Source organism: Streptococcus mitis (assembly GCF_003942775.1).
GTDB classification, from domain to species: domain Bacteria; phylum Bacillota; class Bacilli; order Lactobacillales; family Streptococcaceae; genus Streptococcus; species Streptococcus mitis_CN.
In genome coordinates, this window is record NZ_RJNX01000002.1 from 203,321 (window position 1) to 220,555 (window position 17,235).

The window sequence follows — 17,235 nt, forward strand, 5'->3', positions numbered from 1 at the left end:
TGGAGGTTTAACTCTAACATTTGTGAGAGTTTGGTCTCCCCTCTTCTATTTTGTTTTTAAATAGGGGTAAAAATACTTTTTACTTCTATTTAAAAATAAAATAAGGAGATCAAATCATGAATCTTTTGATTATGGGCTTACCTGGTGCAGGTAAGGGAACTCAAGCAGCAAAAATCGTAGAACAATTCCATGTTGCACATATCTCAACTGGTGATATGTTCCGCGCTGCAATGGCAAATCAAACTGAAATGGGTGTTCTTGCTAAGTCATACATTGACAAGGGTGAATTGGTTCCTGACGAAGTTACAAATGGAATCGTAAAAGAACGTCTTTCACAAGATGATATTAAAGAAACAGGATTCTTGTTGGATGGTTACCCACGTACAATCGAACAAGCTCATGCCTTGGACAAAACATTGGCTGAACTTGGCATCGAACTAGAAGGTGTTATCAACATCGAAGTGAATCCAGACAGCCTCTTGGAACGTTTGAGTGGTCGTATCATCCACCGCGTAACTGGAGAAACTTTCCATAAGGTCTTTAACCCACCAGTTGACTATAAAGAAGAAGATTACTACCAACGTGAAGATGATAAGCCTGAGACAGTAAAACGTCGTTTGGATGTGAATATTGCTCAAGGAGAACCAATCATTGCTCACTACCGTGCCAAAGGTTTGGTTCATGACATCGAAGGTAATCAAGATATCAATGATGTCTTCTCAGATATCGAAAAAGTATTGACAAATTTGAAATAAAGCGTTTTTCACACTTGCAAAAATCCGCTACAAATGTTATACTGAGATAGTCTGACTTATAATTGTTGTCTCTGTGTCTAGAGGCATCGAATCGAAATTTATGGAGGTGCTTTTGCGTGGCAAAAGACGATGTGATTGAAGTTGAAGGCAAAGTAGTTGATACAATGCCGAATGCAATGTTTACGGTTGAACTTGAAAATGGACATCAGATTTTAGCAACAGTTTCTGGTAAAATTCGTAAAAACTATATTCGTATTTTAGCGGGAGATCGTGTTACTGTCGAAATGAGTCCATATGACTTGACACGTGGACGTATCACTTACCGCTTTAAATAATCGAAAAACTTGGAGGGATAAGAAATGAAAGTAAGACCATCGGTCAAACCAATTTGCGAATACTGTAAAGTTATTCGTCGTAATGGTCGTGTTATGGTAATTTGCCCAGCAAATCCAAAACACAAACAACGTCAAGGATAAGATAGAAAGGAGAAAACATGGCTCGTATTGCTGGAGTTGACATTCCAAATGACAAACGCGTAGTAATCTCATTGACTTATGTTTATGGTATCGGACTTGCAACATCTAAGAAAATTTTGGCTGCTGCTGGAATCTCAGAAGATGTTCGTGTACGTAATCTTACATCAGATCAAGAAGATGCTATCCGTCGTGAAGTGGATGCAATCAAAGTTGAAGGTGACCTTCGTCGTGAAGTAAACTTGAACATCAAACGTTTGATGGAAATCGGTTCATACCGTGGTATCCGTCACCGTCGTGGACTTCCTGTCCGTGGACAAAACACTAAAAACAACGCTCGCACTCGTAAAGGTAAAGCTGTTGCGATTGCTGGTAAGAAAAAATAATATAGGAGGTAAAAGTCTTGGCTAAACCAACACGTAAACGTCGTGTGAAAAAGAATATCGAATCTGGTATTGCTCATATTCACGCTACATTTAATAACACTATTGTTATGATTACTGATGTGCATGGTAATGCAATTGCTTGGTCATCAGCTGGTGCTCTTGGTTTCAAAGGTTCTCGTAAATCTACACCATTCGCTGCTCAAATGGCTTCTGAAGCTGCTGCTAAATCTGCACAAGAACACGGTCTTAAATCAGTTGAAGTTACTGTAAAAGGTCCAGGTTCTGGTCGTGAGTCAGCTATTCGTGCGCTTGCTGCCGCTGGTCTTGAAGTAACAGCAATTCGTGATGTGACTCCAGTGCCACACAATGGTGCTCGTCCTCCAAAACGTCGCCGTGTATAATCATCGCATTACACTGCTTTTCGTTTAAGAGGGAGTAACTAAATGATCGAGTTTGAAAAACCAAATATAACAAAAATTGATGAAAATAAAGATTATGGCAAGTTTGTAATCGAACCACTTGAACGTGGCTACGGTACAACTCTTGGTAACTCTCTTCGTCGTGTACTTCTAGCTTCTCTACCAGGAGCAGCTGTGACATCTATCAATATTGATGGTGTGTTACATGAGTTTGACACAGTTCCAGGTGTTCGTGAAGACGTGATGCAAATCATTCTGAACATTAAAGGAATTGCAGTGAAATCGTACGTTGAAGACGAAAAAATCATCGAACTAGATGTTGAAGGTCCTGCTGAAGTAACAGCTGGTGACATTTTGACAGATAGCGATATTGAAATTGTAAATCCAGATCATTATCTCTTTACAATCGGTGAAGGTTCTTCGCTAAAAGCGACTATGACTGTTAACAGTGGTCGTGGATATGTACCTGCTGATGAAAATAAAAAAGATAATGCACCAGTTGGAACACTTGCTGTAGATTCTATTTATACACCAGTTACAAAAGTCAACTATCAAGTGGAACCTGCTCGTGTAGGTAGCAATGATGGATTTGACAAATTAACCCTTGAAATCTTGACAAATGGAACAATTATTCCAGAAGATGCTTTAGGGCTTTCAGCACGTATTTTGACAGAACATCTTGATTTGTTTACAAATCTTACTGAGATTGCTAAGTCAACTGAAGTGATGAAAGAAGCTGATACTGAATCTGACGACCGTATTTTGGATCGTACGATTGAGGAACTGGACTTGTCTGTGCGTTCATACAACTGTTTGAAACGTGCCGGTATTAATACTGTGCATGATTTGACAGAAAAATCTGAAGCAGAGATGATGAAAGTACGAAATCTTGGACGCAAGAGTTTGGAAGAAGTGAAACTCAAACTCATTGATTTGGGTCTTGGATTAAAAGATAAATAAAGGAGGAATACATGGCTTACCGTAAACTAGGACGCACTAGCTCACAACGTAAAGCAATGCTTCGCGATTTGACAACTGACCTTTTGATCAACGAATCAATCGTGACAACTGAAGCTCGTGCTAAAGAAATCCGTAAAACTGTTGAAAAAATGATTACTCTAGGTAAACGTGGTGATTTGCATGCACGTCGTCAAGCAGCTGCTTTCGTACGTAATGAAATCGCATCTGAAAACTATGATGAAGCAACTGATAAGTACACTTCTACTACAGCACTTCAAAAATTGTTCTCAGAAATCGCACCTCGTTATGCTGAACGTAACGGTGGATACACTCGTATCCTTAAAACTGAACCACGTCGTGGTGATGCAGCGCCAATGGCGATCATCGAATTAGTATAAAATCATCAATTTTGTTGAGTGTTATGATGATGGAGTCTTGTGCTCTTAGTCTAGCTCTGGTCTACCGCTAGGATTTCGGTCCTAGCGGGAACACTCATCATAAGTTGGGATAGTAGACGCTTGTTTACGAAATTGTTTTTTTCTTAAGAACAACTTCGTAAGCAGGCGTTTTTGAGTATTCTAGTTAGAATTATGCTATACTATTTAAGAAGAAATCTGCTAAATGTTCAGGTTTCCTATTTTAAGAAGAATTGGAGTTTGCTTATGAAAGCGATTATAACTGTTGTTGGTAAAGATAAATCTGGAATTGTTGCAGGTGTTTCTGGTAAAATTGCAGAATTGGGATTGAATATTGACGATATCTCTCAAACTGTTTTGGATGAATATTTTACGATGATGGCTGTCGTCTCTAGTGATGAAAAGCAAGATTTCACTTATCTTCGTAATGAATTTGAAGCTTTTGGGCAAACTTTGAATGTGAAAATCAATATTCAGAGTGCAGCGATTTTCGAAGCTATGTATAATATCTAGGAGGTTATCATGGATATTAGACAAGTTACTGAAACCATCGCTATGATTGAGGAGCAAAACTTCGATATCAGAACTATTACCATGGGGATTTCTCTTTTGGACTGTATCGATCCAGATATCAATCGTGCTGCAGAGAAAATTTATCAAAAGATTAGGACCAAGGCGGCTAATTTAGTGGCTGTTGGTGATGAAATTGCGGCTGAGTTGGGAATTCCTATCGTTAATAAGCGTGTATCGGTGACTCCTATTTCTCTGATAGGGGCAGCGACAGATGCGACGGACTACGTGGTTCTGGCAAAAGCGCTTGATAAGGCTGCGAAAGAAATCGGTGTCGATTTTATTGGTGGTTTCTCTGCCTTGGTACAAAAAGGTTATCAAAAGGGGGATAAGATTCTCATCAATTCCATTCCTCGTGCTTTGGCTGAAACGGACAAGGTCTGCTCGTCAGTCAATATCGGCTCAACCAAGTCTGGTATCAATATGACGGCTGTGGCAGATATGGGACGAGTTATCAAGGAAACGGCAACTCTATCAGATATGGGAGCGGCCAAGTTGGTTGTATTCGCTAATGCTGTTGAGGACAATCCATTTATGGCTGGTGCCTTTCATGGTGTTGGGGAGGCAGATGTTATCATCAATGTCGGAGTTTCTGGTCCTGGTGTGGTGAAACGTGCCTTGGAAAAAGTTCGTGGACAGAGCTTTGATGTAGTAGCCGAAACAGTTAAGAAAACTGCCTTTAAAATCACTCGTATCGGTCAATTGGTTGGTCAAATGGCCAGTGAGAGATTGGGTGTGGAGTTTGGTATTGTGGACTTGAGTTTGGCGCCAACTCCTGCGGTTGGAGATTCTGTTGCACGTGTCCTTGAAGAAATGGGTCTAGAGACAGTTGGAACACACGGGACGACGGCTGCCTTGGCTCTCTTGAATGACCAAGTTAAGAAGGGCGGAGTTATGGCTTGCAACCAAGTCGGTGGTTTGTCTGGTGCCTTTATCCCTGTTTCTGAGGATGAGGGGATGATTGCTGCAGTGCAAAATGGTTCTCTTAATCTGGAAAAACTAGAAGCTATGACGGCTATCTGTTCCGTTGGATTGGATATGATTGCCATTCCGGAGGATACACCTGCTGAAACCATTGCGGCTATGATTGCAGATGAAGCTGCAATTGGTGTCATTAACATGAAAACAACAGCTGTTCGTATCATTCCTAAAGGAAAAGAAGGCGACATGATTGAGTTTGGTGGCCTATTAGGAACTGCACCTGTTATGAAAGTCAATGGGGCTTCGTCTGTTGATTTCATCTCTCGTGGAGGACAAATCCCAGCACCAATTCATAGTTTTAAAAATTAAGAAAATAGGAGAAATGGATGAAAAAAGAAATGAAACATGCTTTAGTAGCTTTAGGACTGTCGACTTTACTAGTCCCAAGTTTTGCCAGCCAAGTAGTTTCTGCGCAGGAAGAAAGTCATGAAACTACTTCTAGTACGAGTTCAGAAGAGGTTAAGAAAGAAATAGAGAATATTAGGAAATCTTATATAGAGCTACAGGAGAAGGATAGACAAGATATATTGAAACAGATTGATGAAGCTAACTGGAGTAGTATTTCTTTTTCTCAAAATGATATTGAACAAATCAAGAAAAAGGTTTCTGAAAATTTCACTGACAATCTTCAAAGATTTTTATCTAATTTAGATAATATAGAAAAAGAGTTATTATCAGCTCCGTTATGGTATTCTAAAGAAAGATTAGCTATCTTAGGATCACACAAAAATTATAATGATTATTTGCATAATATAAATTTTCAAATTTTTGATATGGCGATACAAAAGAAAAAGGAACTTGTAATTACTCAAATAAGAGAAAATCCGTATTATACATCTCTTGAAAGAGAAATTACAATCAAAATTGTTTCAGAAAAATATGACTATCGTGGGCCAAATAGTTATAAGGGATTAGAAAAGTATAGTCCGTCATATGATATTCCAGAGCGTTTAAGTGAGTATTTGCGAAAATTAGTTTCTTTCTATTCTAATGATTTTCGTCCATACACAATTCCACCAACGGAAAAAAATATCAGGGAAGTTAATGCTGTTGCCTTTATGGAGAAGACGGCCATTAGTAATGACGATACACTTTCGAAAGCAGAAAAGATTTCTATGTTTAGTAAGGTTGATGATATAGTTGATGAGGGTGAGCATAAAATCAAAAAAGAAGCAGGTCTTGTATATAATGAAAAGCCTGAAATAAGACACATGCTATCTCCTGAGGAGTTATCTGTATTTACTAAGCGTATCGAAGATGTTTACCAAGGCAAAGTTAAGCCTAAGGTTACGAAAGAGGAAGCTATTCAAGCAGTTTCTACTGGAACTTCATCTCAAGCTACCGTTACTGCTAATGGAGAGACTAAGAAGGATTATCAAGCAAGTAAGTGGTTTAAAGAGTCTGGCAAATGGTACTACAATGACCTTTCTGGCAATCTTGTAAGAAACCGTTGGGTAGGACGTTACTATCTAAAAGCAGATGCTTCAATGGCTGCGAGTGAATGGATTTATGATGAAGATTATAAGAGCTGGTTTTATGTAGATTCAACTGGTAGTTATGTGGAGAAAGCTTGGCAGGGCGAATACTACCTAAAACGTGGCGGTTACATGGCTAAGAGCGAGTGGATATTTGATTCTCAGTATGATAGTTGGTATTATCTTAACCAAGACGGCAAGTACGCTCGTAACCAATGGATTAAAGATGGAGATAAGTGGTATTACTTGTTAGCTGATGGGAAATTAGCAAAAACATGACTATTAACGGTTATAAAGTAAATGAAAAAGGTGAATGGGTTTAATTTTTTAAGTTCTATTTAAGGTTGGCTGTGTATACTATAATCATTAAATAAAGACCTCCTAATATTATTTGAAACAGATAACACTGATTTAGTTTGAATTTGATTTTCATCTAATATCTTTATTTAATAGAACTCCTAAACTTTTTCATAATAATCTCCTGCAAAAGTCGCCTGTCTGGGTGGCTTTTGTTTTATCATCCATGATATAATAGAAGCAAACGGAGGACGGAAAATGGTAAAAGTACGATTGTATTTGGTACGTCATGGCAAGACTATGTTTAACACGATTGGTCGCGCGCAAGGTTGGAGCGATACTCCTTTAACAACTGAAGGTGAACGAGGGATTCAAGAATTAGGAATCGGTTTGCGAGAATCTGGTCTACAGTTTGAGCGCGCTTATTCCAGTGATTCTGGCCGCACCATTCAGACAATGGGAATTATCCTTGAAGAACTTGGTTTGCAGGGGAAAATCCCTTATCGCATGGACAAGCGTATCAGAGAATGGTGTTTTGGTAGCTTTGACGGAGCCTACGATGGTGATCTTTTCATGGGCATTATTCCTCGTATCTTTAATGTGGACCACGTTCATCAATTGTCTTATGCTGAACTGGCTGAGGGTTTGGTAGAGGTTGATACAGCTGGTTGGGCTGAAGGCTGGGAAAAACTCAGTGGCCGAATCAAGGAAGGTTTTGAAGCGATTGCCAAAGAAATGGAAGAACAAGGTGGGGGCAATGCTCTTGTCGTCAGCCACGGAATGACCATTGGAACCATTGTTTATCTGATTAATGGCATGCATCCGCATGGTCTAGATAATGGTAGCGTGACGATCCTTGAATATGAGGACGGCCAGTTTAGCGTAGAAGTTGTCGGCGACCGTAGTTACCGAGAACTAGGACGTGAGAAGATGGAAGAAGCCTCTATTTAATCAGTCTAGACTTGCTTGCTCTGAACTGAGGATTTGATAAGAATATCAAGATAAGAAAAAACAGCCGAGGGTAATCCTTTCGGCTGTTTTTGATGGGGAAAACTAAAGTGTAATGCTATTGCTTTTAGAGATTTTCATAAACAAGAGCAAGGAACCTACTGTTAGAACAGTCAGGATAGTTGACAAGGCTGCGGCTACACCGTAATTTCCTCTGAGAACTTCTGTATAAATGGCTACAGTCATTGTTCTTGTTTTGACATTGTAGAGGAGGATAGAAGTAGAGAGCTCTGAAATCATTGTGACCCAAGATAGGATGGCTCCAGAAATAATACCAGATAGCATCATTGGAGTTGTAATCTTGGCAAAGGTATTGAGACGACTACTTCCTAAGCTCTCCGCGGCTTCTTCAATACTTGGTGCTATTTGTTGCAAGCTAGCAACAGATGAGCGAATAGTATAAGGTAATCTTCTGACAGATAGAGACATAATTAAGATGAAAGCAGTCCCTGTAATCATAAGAAATCCACTTCCAAATAGACCAGTATTGAAGGAAGAAATGAAGGCAATCCCTAGAACGGTTCCTGGTACAATATAAGGGACCATACTGAGGCTGTCAATTAAGTTTGTAAACAAATTCCGTTTTCTAACGGCTAGGTAGGAGATAAATGTTGCAAATAGAACAACTAGAACCAAGGCAATCAAAGGGATACGAATAGTATTGAAGATAGCAGATCCCATACGATTGAAAGCTACCTTGTAACTGTTTAGAGAATAGCCTTTGACAAATACCATACCTGATGTTTTTAGGAAAGAAGTATAAATCAAGTAGACTTGAGGTAGAACAGAGAACAAGATAATTCCGTAGACTGTTGCATAAATGGCAGCCATTTTTCCTTTTGTAGTTTTTTTAGACTCAATTGGATGGAGCGAATTCATGCTGAAACTGTAGCGATTTGAAATGTATTTTTGGATAAGGAAAATTGCCAAGGCAATGATAATCGCCATAATTGCTAAAGCAGATGCAAAAGCTGAATTTCCTCCAACCTCGCTAATAAATTGGGTATAAATCAGAACAGGGAAAGTCCGATATCCTTCACCAATCAACATAGGGGTTCCAAAGTCTGAGAATGCTCTCATAAATACAAGCAGGGCAGCTGCTAGTAAGGTTGGAACTAGGAGAGGTAAAACAACCGTTACGATACGCTTAAATCCGAAGGACCCCATGCTTTCAGCAGCTTCAAGTAGAGAATTGTCAATACTTTTCATTGTCCCAGCAACGTATAGAAATACCAGTGGGAATAGTTGCAGTGTAAAGACAAGTACAATTCCTTTGAATCCATAAATATCGATAGCTGGAAGATGAAGGGTATTTGTCAGAAATTTAGTGATGACCCCATTTCGTCCCAGCAAGAGAATCCAGGAGTAGGCTCCCACGAAAGGAGCTGACATGGAAGCAATGATAATTAATATTTGTAGAAATTTCTTTCCCTTGAAGTCATACATAGAGAAGAGATAAGCTAATAAGGTTCCTACGACTAAGGAAGTGACAGTAGCGGTAATGGAAACCTTGAAACTGTTGACGAGTGTCTCAGAGTAGTAGGCTTTACTAAAGAAAGTGACAAAATTAGCTAGTGAAAATTGTCCCTCATGTATGAGTGCTTGCTTGAGCACGGTAACGATAGGATAAACCAGAAAGACAAGATAGGTAAGAAAGATGAAGAAAGAGGAGGCTGTCCAAATATTTAGTTTTTTACGTTCCATGGTTGACTCCTTTTATCAGGTTTTGCGAACCATCTGCAGAAAAGACGTTTAATTTTTGGGTATTGATTCGTAGACGAATACGATCGCCTTTTTGTAGATCTTCTTCAAAAGTTGATTCTTCGCTAACTTGAATTTTTGAGGCAAAACCTGTCTCAATGAAATACTCCGTATTTAGTCCAAGATAGACGCTATCGCTAATAGTTCCTTCAATATCTCCCGATTCATCTTTGATAAACTCTTCAGGACGAATGCTTACATGAATAGCTTGTTCCTCAGCCTGATCAAGAGCTGGCATTCGAAGAGCATAGCCATCTGAAAAGACGATATAAGCGCCGTCGCTTCGTTTTTCAAGATTGGCAGGAATAATATTTGTGCGTCCGATAAAAGTTGCTACAAACTCATTAGCTGGTTTATGATAGAGTTCTTTTGGTCGGCCGATTTGTTGGATAACCCCATCTTTCATAACAGCAATTTGGTCTGAAATAGCCATAGCTTCTTCTTGGTCGTGGGTCACATAAACGGTTGTAATTCCCACTTCGTGTTGGATTTCTCGAATGGCTTGACGCATATCCAAGCGAAGTTTGGCATCTAGATTACTAAGTGGCTCGTCCATGAGGAGAACACTTGGATTAACCGCTAAGGCACGTGCCAAAGCGACACGTTGTTGTTGTCCACCACTGAGTTTATCGGGCTTTCGATCCGCATATTGAGCGATTTGCATGAGTTCAAGATACTTGTTGGTTTGTTGAATCAATTCTTCTTTTGGAACCTTCTTTTGCTTAAGACCAAAAGCAACATTGTCTCGGACAGTCAAATGCGGGAAAATAGCGTAGTTTTGGAAAACCATCCCGATATTGCGTTTGCTAGGTTCCATATTATTTATTTTTGTATCATCGAAGTAAAATTCTCCGCCTTCGATACTGTTGAAACCTGCAATCATACGAAGAAGGGTCGTTTTCCCACACCCTGAAGGCCCAAGAAGGGTAAAGAGACTTCCTTTTGGAATTGTAATGTTCAAATTCTCAATAACAGGGACATCGTGATAGATTTTTTTTGCGTTAATAATTTTGATCTCACTCATAGTGAACCTCTTTTACTGTTTAGATTGGATATCTGTAAAGACTTCGTTGTATTTTTTAACGATATCTGATTTATTCTTGATGACATAATCATAATCTTCAGTGAGTGTTTTGATTTTGTCAATTGGTTTCATATTTTCGCTCGTTTTAGCATTTTTACGAACAGGACGGTTAGTAGTGGTTGTACCAAGTGTATCTTGTACTTCTTGAGAGATAATAAAATCGATAAATTTCTTGGCATTTTCCATATTTTTCGCTTTTTTAACGATAGCAGCACTAGCAGGTAGGAAGACTGTTCCTTCTTTTGGATAGACTACCTTAATGTTAGCTCCGTCATTTAAGAGTTTAACTGCTGGATCTTCATAAGAGAGACCAACAGCCATTTCTCCGTCAGCGACTGCTTTATAGACACCAGATGAGCTTGAACCGATTTTACCATCAATAAGTGTGAAGAGATCTTTTACATAAGACCAAGCTTTATCGTCTTTGTAACCACCTTGAGCTTGTAGCATATTTGTTAATTGAGCAAAGGCGCTAGAAGAGTTTGCTGGGTCAGCAGTTGCGATTTTTCCTTTTAGTTCAGGTTTGAGAAGGTCGCTATATCCTTCTATGTTCATGCCTTTAGTTAAATCAGGATTGACGATTAAAACACTACCATCTAGTGTATAAGGAGTAGAGTAGCCAGTTATGTTTTGATATTCTTTGATAACATTATCATTTTCTTTTGAAGTATAGTTTTCAAAGAGTTCTCCGTGGGTAGCATATTGTGTATAAGAACCACCAAAGATAACATCGGCTACAGGAGCTTCTTTTTCTGACTCTAGTTTTTTGAAAAGTTCTCCAGTACCAGCTTGAATCAGTTCTACTTTAATACCGTATTTTTCTTCAAAGGCAGGAATAGTTGCTCCGATTAAGCCCTCTGAGTTTGGTGAATAAACGACTAGCGAACCGCCGTCTCCTTTATCAGATGAACCGCCATCGGCAGATTCATTAGAAGAACAAGCAGCAAGACCAAAAAGAGCTAGTCCGCAAGCAGCATAATACATCCATTTCTTTTTCATGATGGATACCTCCGTTATGTTATTTAAGTTTATTTTAAAACAATGTAAGCGTTTTTAAAACTGATAATTCTATTCTATTAGAGTAAAATTCTCTACAAAAACGGAAGTAATCTTTTGATTTTATAGTAGGGTTTGACAGTTAATCATTGGAAAGTCAAATGTTATTTTTTAGATTGGATATCTGTAAAAATATCATTATACTTTTTAAGAATGGCAGATTTGTTTTTTATGACATAATCGGAATCTTCAGTGGCAATATTGATTTCTGTCATAGCCTTCATATTTTTATTGGTTTTAGCATTTTTACGAATGGGTCTGATTGTTGTTTCAGTTCCTAGCTTATCTTGGATTTCTTGAGAAAGGAGGAAGTCGATAAACTTCTTAGCATTTTCCATGTGTTTGGCATTTTTGACGATAGCCGCGTTACCAGGTAAAAAGACGGTTCCTTCTTTTGGATAAATGACTTTTACATCAACTCCATCATTTAAGAGTTTTAAGGCAGGATCTTCATAGGTGAGCCCTACGGCCATTTCTCCATCGGCGACAGCTTTGTAAACATTTGAAGAGCTAGATGCAATCTTTCCATCTACTAGGGTAAATAGATTTTTTACATAGTTCCAAGCCTGTTCATTTTCGTATCCACCTTGATCGACAAGCATGTTTGTTAATTGTGCAAAGGCGCTAGAAGCATTACTTGGATCAGCAGTAGCGATTTTTCCTTTTAATTTAGGATTGAGTAGATCATTGTAGCCTTCAATTTTAATATCTTTTGTAAGAGCTGAATTGGCAATGATGACACTGACATCAAGTGTATAAGGCGTGTAGAATCCAGTTTTATTTTGATATTCAGAGATTATCTGGTCGTTCTCTTGAGAAATATAAGGTTCAAAAAGATTTTCGTTAGAAGAGAAGAGGGCGTAGGAGCCTCCGAAAATGACATCGGCTACAGGCGATTCTTTTTCAGCCTCAGCTTTTTTGAACAATTCACCAGTGCTGGCTTGTACTAAGTCAACCTTAATACCATATTTTTCTTCGAAGGCTGGGATTGTTTCTTCGATAAGGTCTTCAGGGTTAGGCGAGTAGACAACCAAAGTGTTATCTGAATCTTTTTCAGCGCTAGTTTCCGCTTCTATAGGTGAAGAACATCCTGATAAAGAAAGGAATATCCAGCTACAAGAGAGAAAGAATAGTATTTTTTTCATAAGTATCTCCTTTTTTACGAACATTTTCTCTACCTAGATTGTTAATGTTTTTAAATTGTAGAGTTCTACAGGATATAATAAAAACCTTAAAGAAATCTAAAACGAGAAATAGGAAATGGGTGTCTCGAGCAAGGATGGGTAAACTGTAGCTGGGATTTCGATGAGAAGTATAAAATAAAAAGATTGCTACAGTAGAGTTGAGCAATCCTTTTACATCAATGGTTTTTATCCATGAGTTTTAATTCTTTTGGAGAAATATGTAGATACTTTTTAAAAACTTTGGCAAAATATTTATAGTCTGAAAATCCAACTTGTTCAGAGATATCGCTTAAGGGAGAATTAGGGAATTCAGCCATTTTATCTATAGCTTGCTTGAGGCGGTAGCGTAAGATATATTCATTTAGCGTCATTGGGAAGTCTTCTTTGATAACCTTATATAGATAACTTTCGCTATACCCTAGATTCTCTGCAATGGTAGAAATGGTAAAGTGCATGCAGTAGTGTTGATGAACAAATTCAAGAATTTGCTGAATGATTTGGTTTTGTGTATCGACTTGTTGGATAGAGGTGAGTAAAGTTTGATATTCTTCTAAAAAAGGAGTTTCTTGATAAGTGCTAACTCGTAATCGCAAAACAATTTTTTGAAGACATTCTGTCAATTCCTTGGTATCAATTGGTTTGGATAGAAAATCAACTGCCCCATATTGCATGGCTTTTTTGGCATTTTGAAAATCGTTATAACCTGATAAGATAACTTTTTCATAGGAGAGAGTACGAGTGGCTTCGAACATCATGAAAGCATCCATAATTGGCATTGTGATGTCTGTTAAGACAATATGAGGTTCTTTTTCTTGGATGAGTTTCATTCCCTCTTGACCGTGACTAGCAGTTCCTACAACTTGGATACCTAAGGCAGAGTAGTCTACGGCAATCTCTAGCCATTTTCGAATGAGGTGTTCGTCTTCTACGATAATGAGCTTAAACATGAGTTAGTCCTTTCGTTATAAATTTGACCCAAGTTTCTCCTCGGCGATTGACTCCTAAATCTAGCTGGACATCAGAAAAGAAATTGCTCAATCGTTTATAGCTGTTAACGATGCCATGCTGGGTATGAGGGCTTTCTAAAGAGTCTAAAATAGCGAGTCGCTCTTGTTTTGTGAGTCCTCCAGCATTATCCTTGACTAAAAAAGTTAGAGAATCTGCTTCCAAGGTAATTTGGATATCAATATGAAGATCAATACGGTATTGCATCCCATATTTTATAGCATTTTCTACTAGAGGAAGCAAGAAAAGTTTAGGAATAGGTTGATTATCGACAGTTTCTGGGCAGACAATATCATAGGAAAAGTGTTCAAAACGAATCTTATGAATAATAAGGTAATCCTCTATAATCTTTAAATCTTGGCAAATGGTTGTTTCTTTTTCTAAATCGGTGATACTGTAGCGAAGAATGCGCGTGAGGTTTTGAATCAGGTCTTGTGTGAGAGCGGCATCCATTAAAGAAGTGATTTTAATCGTCTCAAGTGTATTGTAGAGAAAATGAGGATTGAACTGAGCTTCCAGCATTTTTCTTTCAAAAATCCACTTTTCTTTTTCTATGGTCAACATTTTTTGATGAAGTTGATCTAATTCGTACAACATATTGTTGATTTTTTCTGCCATAAACTCAAACTCATCACCTGTTTGTAGATAAAGCCTTTTTTCTGCTTGTTTAGGAATTTCTTGAAGTTGGTAAACCAAACTTTCAATAGGAACAGCGTTGTGTGTAGCAATCTTATGAGCAATTCGTCTTGCTTGCCAGAAGTAGAGGAAGAATATACATAAGGTGAGAATGGAGGCTAGGCCGAGTAGGCTAGGAATAGGAAAGAAGGATTGAAAAGTATAGATTGAAAAAATAGCACCGACTTTTTCTTTTTGAACAATAAGCGGTTCATTCGCATACCAGTGGGTGCGAGAGTGTAGGAGTTTCTCATCAAATTTTTCAAGAGTGGAACGAGTAAATTGATTTGTATTGTTGGAAAACATATTTCCAAAGCTATCGGTAATGATGTATTTAGAATTTATCATTGGGAAACTTGAGATGAAATCATTCTCATTTACGAAAGTAATAGTATAGGCCTTAACTCGTTGGTTTTGAAGTAGTGGTTTGATAAAGAGTGTGTAATGTTGCTTATCTGAAGAGAGTGCAATTTTTTCTGTAACTTTATCTTGAGAAGGATTTTGAATGAGCAGTTTTAGATAGTAGGGAGATAAAATACTTTCTTGATGATTTCGATTGGTACTAAATAGTAATTCACCTGTATCACTTAGGATAATGAGGTCAGAACTAAGTTTTAATTTAGCTTTTGTCTCGTAAAATAAGCTAAAAACTTCTCTCTCTGTGTGTTTGCCATCCAAAAATCCAGGAATCATTTTATAGTTCATAGTGGTCAGGAGCTCATTATTTGCTTCTTTCATCTCTTGAACTTGTTTGACAATCTGTCTCGTGTCTTTGGAGAGTTGTTGCTTTTGTAAAAAATAGGAAAAACCAAAAAGTAAAATGAGTAGTAAAAGAGAGGTCACAAAGGCTGCGATAGAGCTTCTATGGAGAATTTCTTTTTGGAGAGATTTTTTAAAGGAATGAGACATCTGCTACCTCCTTGGAAGGGTTTTCTGTTATAAGTATAGCAGTTTAAAAATTCTAGAGCAAGGTAAAATAGAAAAGGTCTAACCAAAATTTTTTAGCTAAACCTTTTGAAAAGTTAAGTATGTATTATAGATGCTTGTTATATGCAAATAGCTAGAGCAGTTCAAGGAGATAAACTAGAAATAACAATTAATATGATGGTTCAGAAATACCTTTTGATAATCAATAAGATCTTCGGGATGAAGTGCGTTGACTCCATCCATTTCATATTTCCGATTTAATAAACGATATTTGTTTTCACCAAATTGATGAAAAGGGAGTAGTTGAACTTGGTCGATATTTAATGAGTTAAATAGAGTAGCGAATTCTTCTGCATCCTCTAAACTATTGTTAAAATCAGGAATAACCGGGATTCTTAAAACGATAGTTTTATGTTGAGAAAAAGCATAATGAATGTTTTTAATAATCATTTGATTAAAAACCCCAGTCACTTTTTTATGTTTTATAGAATTATAATGTTTTAGGTCTGTGTAGATAAAATCTACATATTGGATTAAATCAATAAATTTTTCATGATCAACAAAGGCAGTGGTTTCAATTGCAGTATGTATGTGATGCTCTTTGGCTGATTTTAAGATAGCTTTAGCAAATTCAAACTGAGCAAATATTTCACCTCCAGATAAAGTTAACCCCCCACCGGATTCTTCGTAAAATTCCTTGTCTTTCAATACTTCTGTAATAATTTCTTCTACAGTTTTCTCTTCACCGACTAAGGTGAATTTCTCACGTTGAGCATCTTTCATTTTTTCAGGTTTCATTTTTTGAGATTCAGGATTAGAACACCATGGGCAGCGCAGAGGACATCCTTTTAAAAAAACAGTTGTACGAATACCCGGACCGTCATGAATTGAAAAGTGTTGAATATTAAAAATAATTCCTTTAGATATTTCCATAAGAGTTCCTCCTCTTTATAATTCTATCCTATCACAAAAACGAAAGAAAAACAATTACGAACGAAAGTTTAATTTGTTGTTTTTTGCTTTTTATTTTGGTAGAATAAAACGGAGGTGTAAAATGAAAAGATTGGAACAAATTATTAAATTAGTATCAGAATATGAAAAGATTGATGTTAATACATTATCGGAAAAATTAAATGTATCGAAAGTAACGATTAGAAAAGATTTAGATAAATTAGAGTCAAAAGGCTTATTACACAGAGAGCATGGATATGCTGTGTTAAATAGTGGAGATGACTTAAATGTACGCTTGTCAATTAATTATGAAATTAAGAGAAAAATTGTTCAAGAAGCAGTAAAATTGGTATCAGATAATGAAACAATAATGATAGAATCTGGGTCAACCTGTGCTTTACTTGCTGAGGAAATTTGCAAGCAAAAAAGAAATGTCACTATTGTAACAAATTCATTTTTTATAGCAAATTTTGTAAGAGGTTATGATTCATGTCGTGTTATTGTTCTTGGTGGAGAGTTTCAGAAAGATTCACAGGTTACCGTAGGACCTTTATTAAAAGAAATGATACAGACTTTTCATGTGCGTCAAGCTTTTGTTGGGACAGATGGCTACGATAAAGAGATGGGCTTTACAGGAAAAGATTTAATGCGCAGTGAGGTAGTTCAATATATTTCAGCAGCGTCGGATAAAGTCATTGTGCTAACTGACTCAAGTAAATTTGATAAAAGGGGTACAGTAAGAAGATTTGCTTTAAGTCAAGTCTATGAAGTAATAACAGACGAAAAACTTTCTAAACAAAATATAGCTACATTAGAAAATGCTGGGATAATGGTTAAGGTAGTTTCGTAAGA

At 37.4% G+C, this 17,235-nt stretch carries 18 protein-coding genes and 1 pseudogene; 12 read left to right on the forward strand and 7 right to left on the reverse strand.

The window, feature by feature from the left end:
* Positions 1-116: 116 nt before the first annotated feature.
* The 11 genes and pseudogenes from D8848_RS03560 to D8848_RS03610 all read left to right on the forward strand — a co-directional run bounded on the left by D8848_RS03560 (position 117) and on the right by D8848_RS03610 (position 7,683).
* Entirely contained in the window at positions 117-755 is a 639-nt protein-coding gene (locus D8848_RS03560; RefSeq protein ID WP_001050436.1) for an adenylate kinase, read from the forward strand.
* A 116-nt stretch (positions 756-871) separates the two neighbouring features.
* A complete protein-coding gene (gene infA / locus D8848_RS03565; RefSeq protein ID WP_001029883.1) occupies positions 872-1,090 on the forward strand; it encodes a translation initiation factor IF-1 in 219 nt (72 codons plus the stop codon).
* 24 nt (positions 1,091-1,114) lie between these two features.
* The gene (gene rpmJ / locus D8848_RS03570) at positions 1,115-1,231 is read left to right on the forward strand and encodes a 50S ribosomal protein L36 (protein ID WP_001808836.1); all 117 of its coding nucleotides are present in this window, start codon (positions 1,115-1,117) and stop codon (positions 1,229-1,231) included.
* A 17-nt stretch (positions 1,232-1,248) separates the two neighbouring features.
* Positions 1,249-1,614, forward strand: coding sequence for a 30S ribosomal protein S13 (rpsM, locus tag D8848_RS03575; RefSeq protein WP_125443308.1), 366 nt, complete (start codon positions 1,249-1,251; stop codon positions 1,612-1,614).
* Positions 1,615-1,631: 17 nt separating this feature from the next.
* Complete coding sequence (gene rpsK / locus D8848_RS03580) at positions 1,632-2,015, forward strand: 30S ribosomal protein S11 (RefSeq protein WP_001118385.1); 384 nt, start codon at positions 1,632-1,634, stop codon at positions 2,013-2,015.
* A 42-nt stretch (positions 2,016-2,057) separates the two neighbouring features.
* Positions 2,058-2,993, forward strand: coding sequence for a DNA-directed RNA polymerase subunit alpha (locus tag D8848_RS03585; RefSeq protein ID WP_000568988.1), 936 nt, complete (start codon positions 2,058-2,060; stop codon positions 2,991-2,993).
* Positions 2,994-3,004: 11 nt separating this feature from the next.
* Positions 3,005-3,391 (forward strand): 50S ribosomal protein L17, encoded by a 387-nt coding sequence (rplQ, locus tag D8848_RS03590; RefSeq protein ID WP_000331493.1) that lies wholly within the window; start codon positions 3,005-3,007, stop codon positions 3,389-3,391.
* Between the two features lie 264 nt (positions 3,392-3,655).
* Positions 3,656-3,922: an ACT domain-containing protein gene (locus D8848_RS03595; RefSeq protein ID WP_000644124.1), complete on the forward strand. Its 267-nt coding sequence runs from the start codon at positions 3,656-3,658 to the stop codon at positions 3,920-3,922.
* A 9-nt stretch (positions 3,923-3,931) separates the two neighbouring features.
* On the forward strand, positions 3,932-5,269 hold the full coding sequence (locus D8848_RS03600) for a PFL family protein (protein ID WP_125443309.1): 1,338 nt from the start codon (positions 3,932-3,934) through the stop codon (positions 5,267-5,269).
* A gap of 17 nt (positions 5,270-5,286) precedes the next feature.
* Positions 5,287-6,758 (forward strand): annotated as a pseudogene (locus D8848_RS03605) (N-acetylmuramoyl-L-alanine amidase family protein).
* Positions 6,759-6,990: 232 nt separating this feature from the next.
* Entirely contained in the window at positions 6,991-7,683 is a 693-nt protein-coding gene (locus D8848_RS03610) for a histidine phosphatase family protein (protein ID WP_125443310.1), read from the forward strand.
* A 102-nt stretch (positions 7,684-7,785) separates the two neighbouring features.
* On the opposite strand, the gene D8848_RS03615 is transcribed toward D8848_RS03610, so the two are convergent.
* The 7 genes from D8848_RS03615 to D8848_RS03645 all read right to left on the reverse strand — a co-directional run bounded on the left by D8848_RS03615 (position 7,786) and on the right by D8848_RS03645 (position 16,365).
* Complete coding sequence (locus D8848_RS03615; RefSeq protein WP_125443311.1) at positions 7,786-9,444, reverse strand: ABC transporter permease; 1,659 nt, start codon at positions 9,442-9,444, stop codon at positions 7,786-7,788.
* The gene (locus D8848_RS03620; RefSeq protein ID WP_001289693.1) at positions 9,434-10,525 is read right to left on the reverse strand and encodes an ABC transporter ATP-binding protein; all 1,092 of its coding nucleotides are present in this window, start codon (positions 10,523-10,525) and stop codon (positions 9,434-9,436) included. Before D8848_RS03620 ends, D8848_RS03615 begins: the two co-directional genes overlap by 11 nt.
* A gap of 12 nt (positions 10,526-10,537) precedes the next feature.
* The gene (locus tag D8848_RS03625; RefSeq protein WP_125443312.1) at positions 10,538-11,584 is read right to left on the reverse strand and encodes an ABC transporter substrate-binding protein; all 1,047 of its coding nucleotides are present in this window, start codon (positions 11,582-11,584) and stop codon (positions 10,538-10,540) included.
* Between the two features lie 161 nt (positions 11,585-11,745).
* Positions 11,746-12,786 (reverse strand): ABC transporter substrate-binding protein, encoded by a 1,041-nt coding sequence (locus tag D8848_RS03630; RefSeq protein ID WP_049546956.1) that lies wholly within the window; start codon positions 12,784-12,786, stop codon positions 11,746-11,748.
* Positions 12,787-13,001: 215 nt separating this feature from the next.
* Positions 13,002-13,772, reverse strand: coding sequence for a response regulator transcription factor (locus D8848_RS03635; protein WP_125443313.1), 771 nt, complete (start codon positions 13,770-13,772; stop codon positions 13,002-13,004).
* A complete protein-coding gene (locus tag D8848_RS03640) occupies positions 13,765-15,414 on the reverse strand; it encodes a sensor histidine kinase (RefSeq protein ID WP_084928772.1) in 1,650 nt (549 codons plus the stop codon). Before D8848_RS03640 ends, D8848_RS03635 begins: the two co-directional genes overlap by 8 nt.
* A 174-nt stretch (positions 15,415-15,588) precedes the next feature.
* Entirely contained in the window at positions 15,589-16,365 is a 777-nt protein-coding gene (locus D8848_RS03645) for a glycyl-radical enzyme activating protein (RefSeq protein WP_000406165.1), read from the reverse strand.
* A gap of 121 nt (positions 16,366-16,486) precedes the next feature.
* On the opposite strand from D8848_RS03645, the gene D8848_RS03650 reads away from it, so the two are divergent.
* On the forward strand, positions 16,487-17,233 hold the full coding sequence (locus tag D8848_RS03650; RefSeq protein WP_000824973.1) for a DeoR/GlpR family DNA-binding transcription regulator: 747 nt from the start codon (positions 16,487-16,489) through the stop codon (positions 17,231-17,233).
* Positions 17,234-17,235 lie beyond the last annotated feature (2 nt).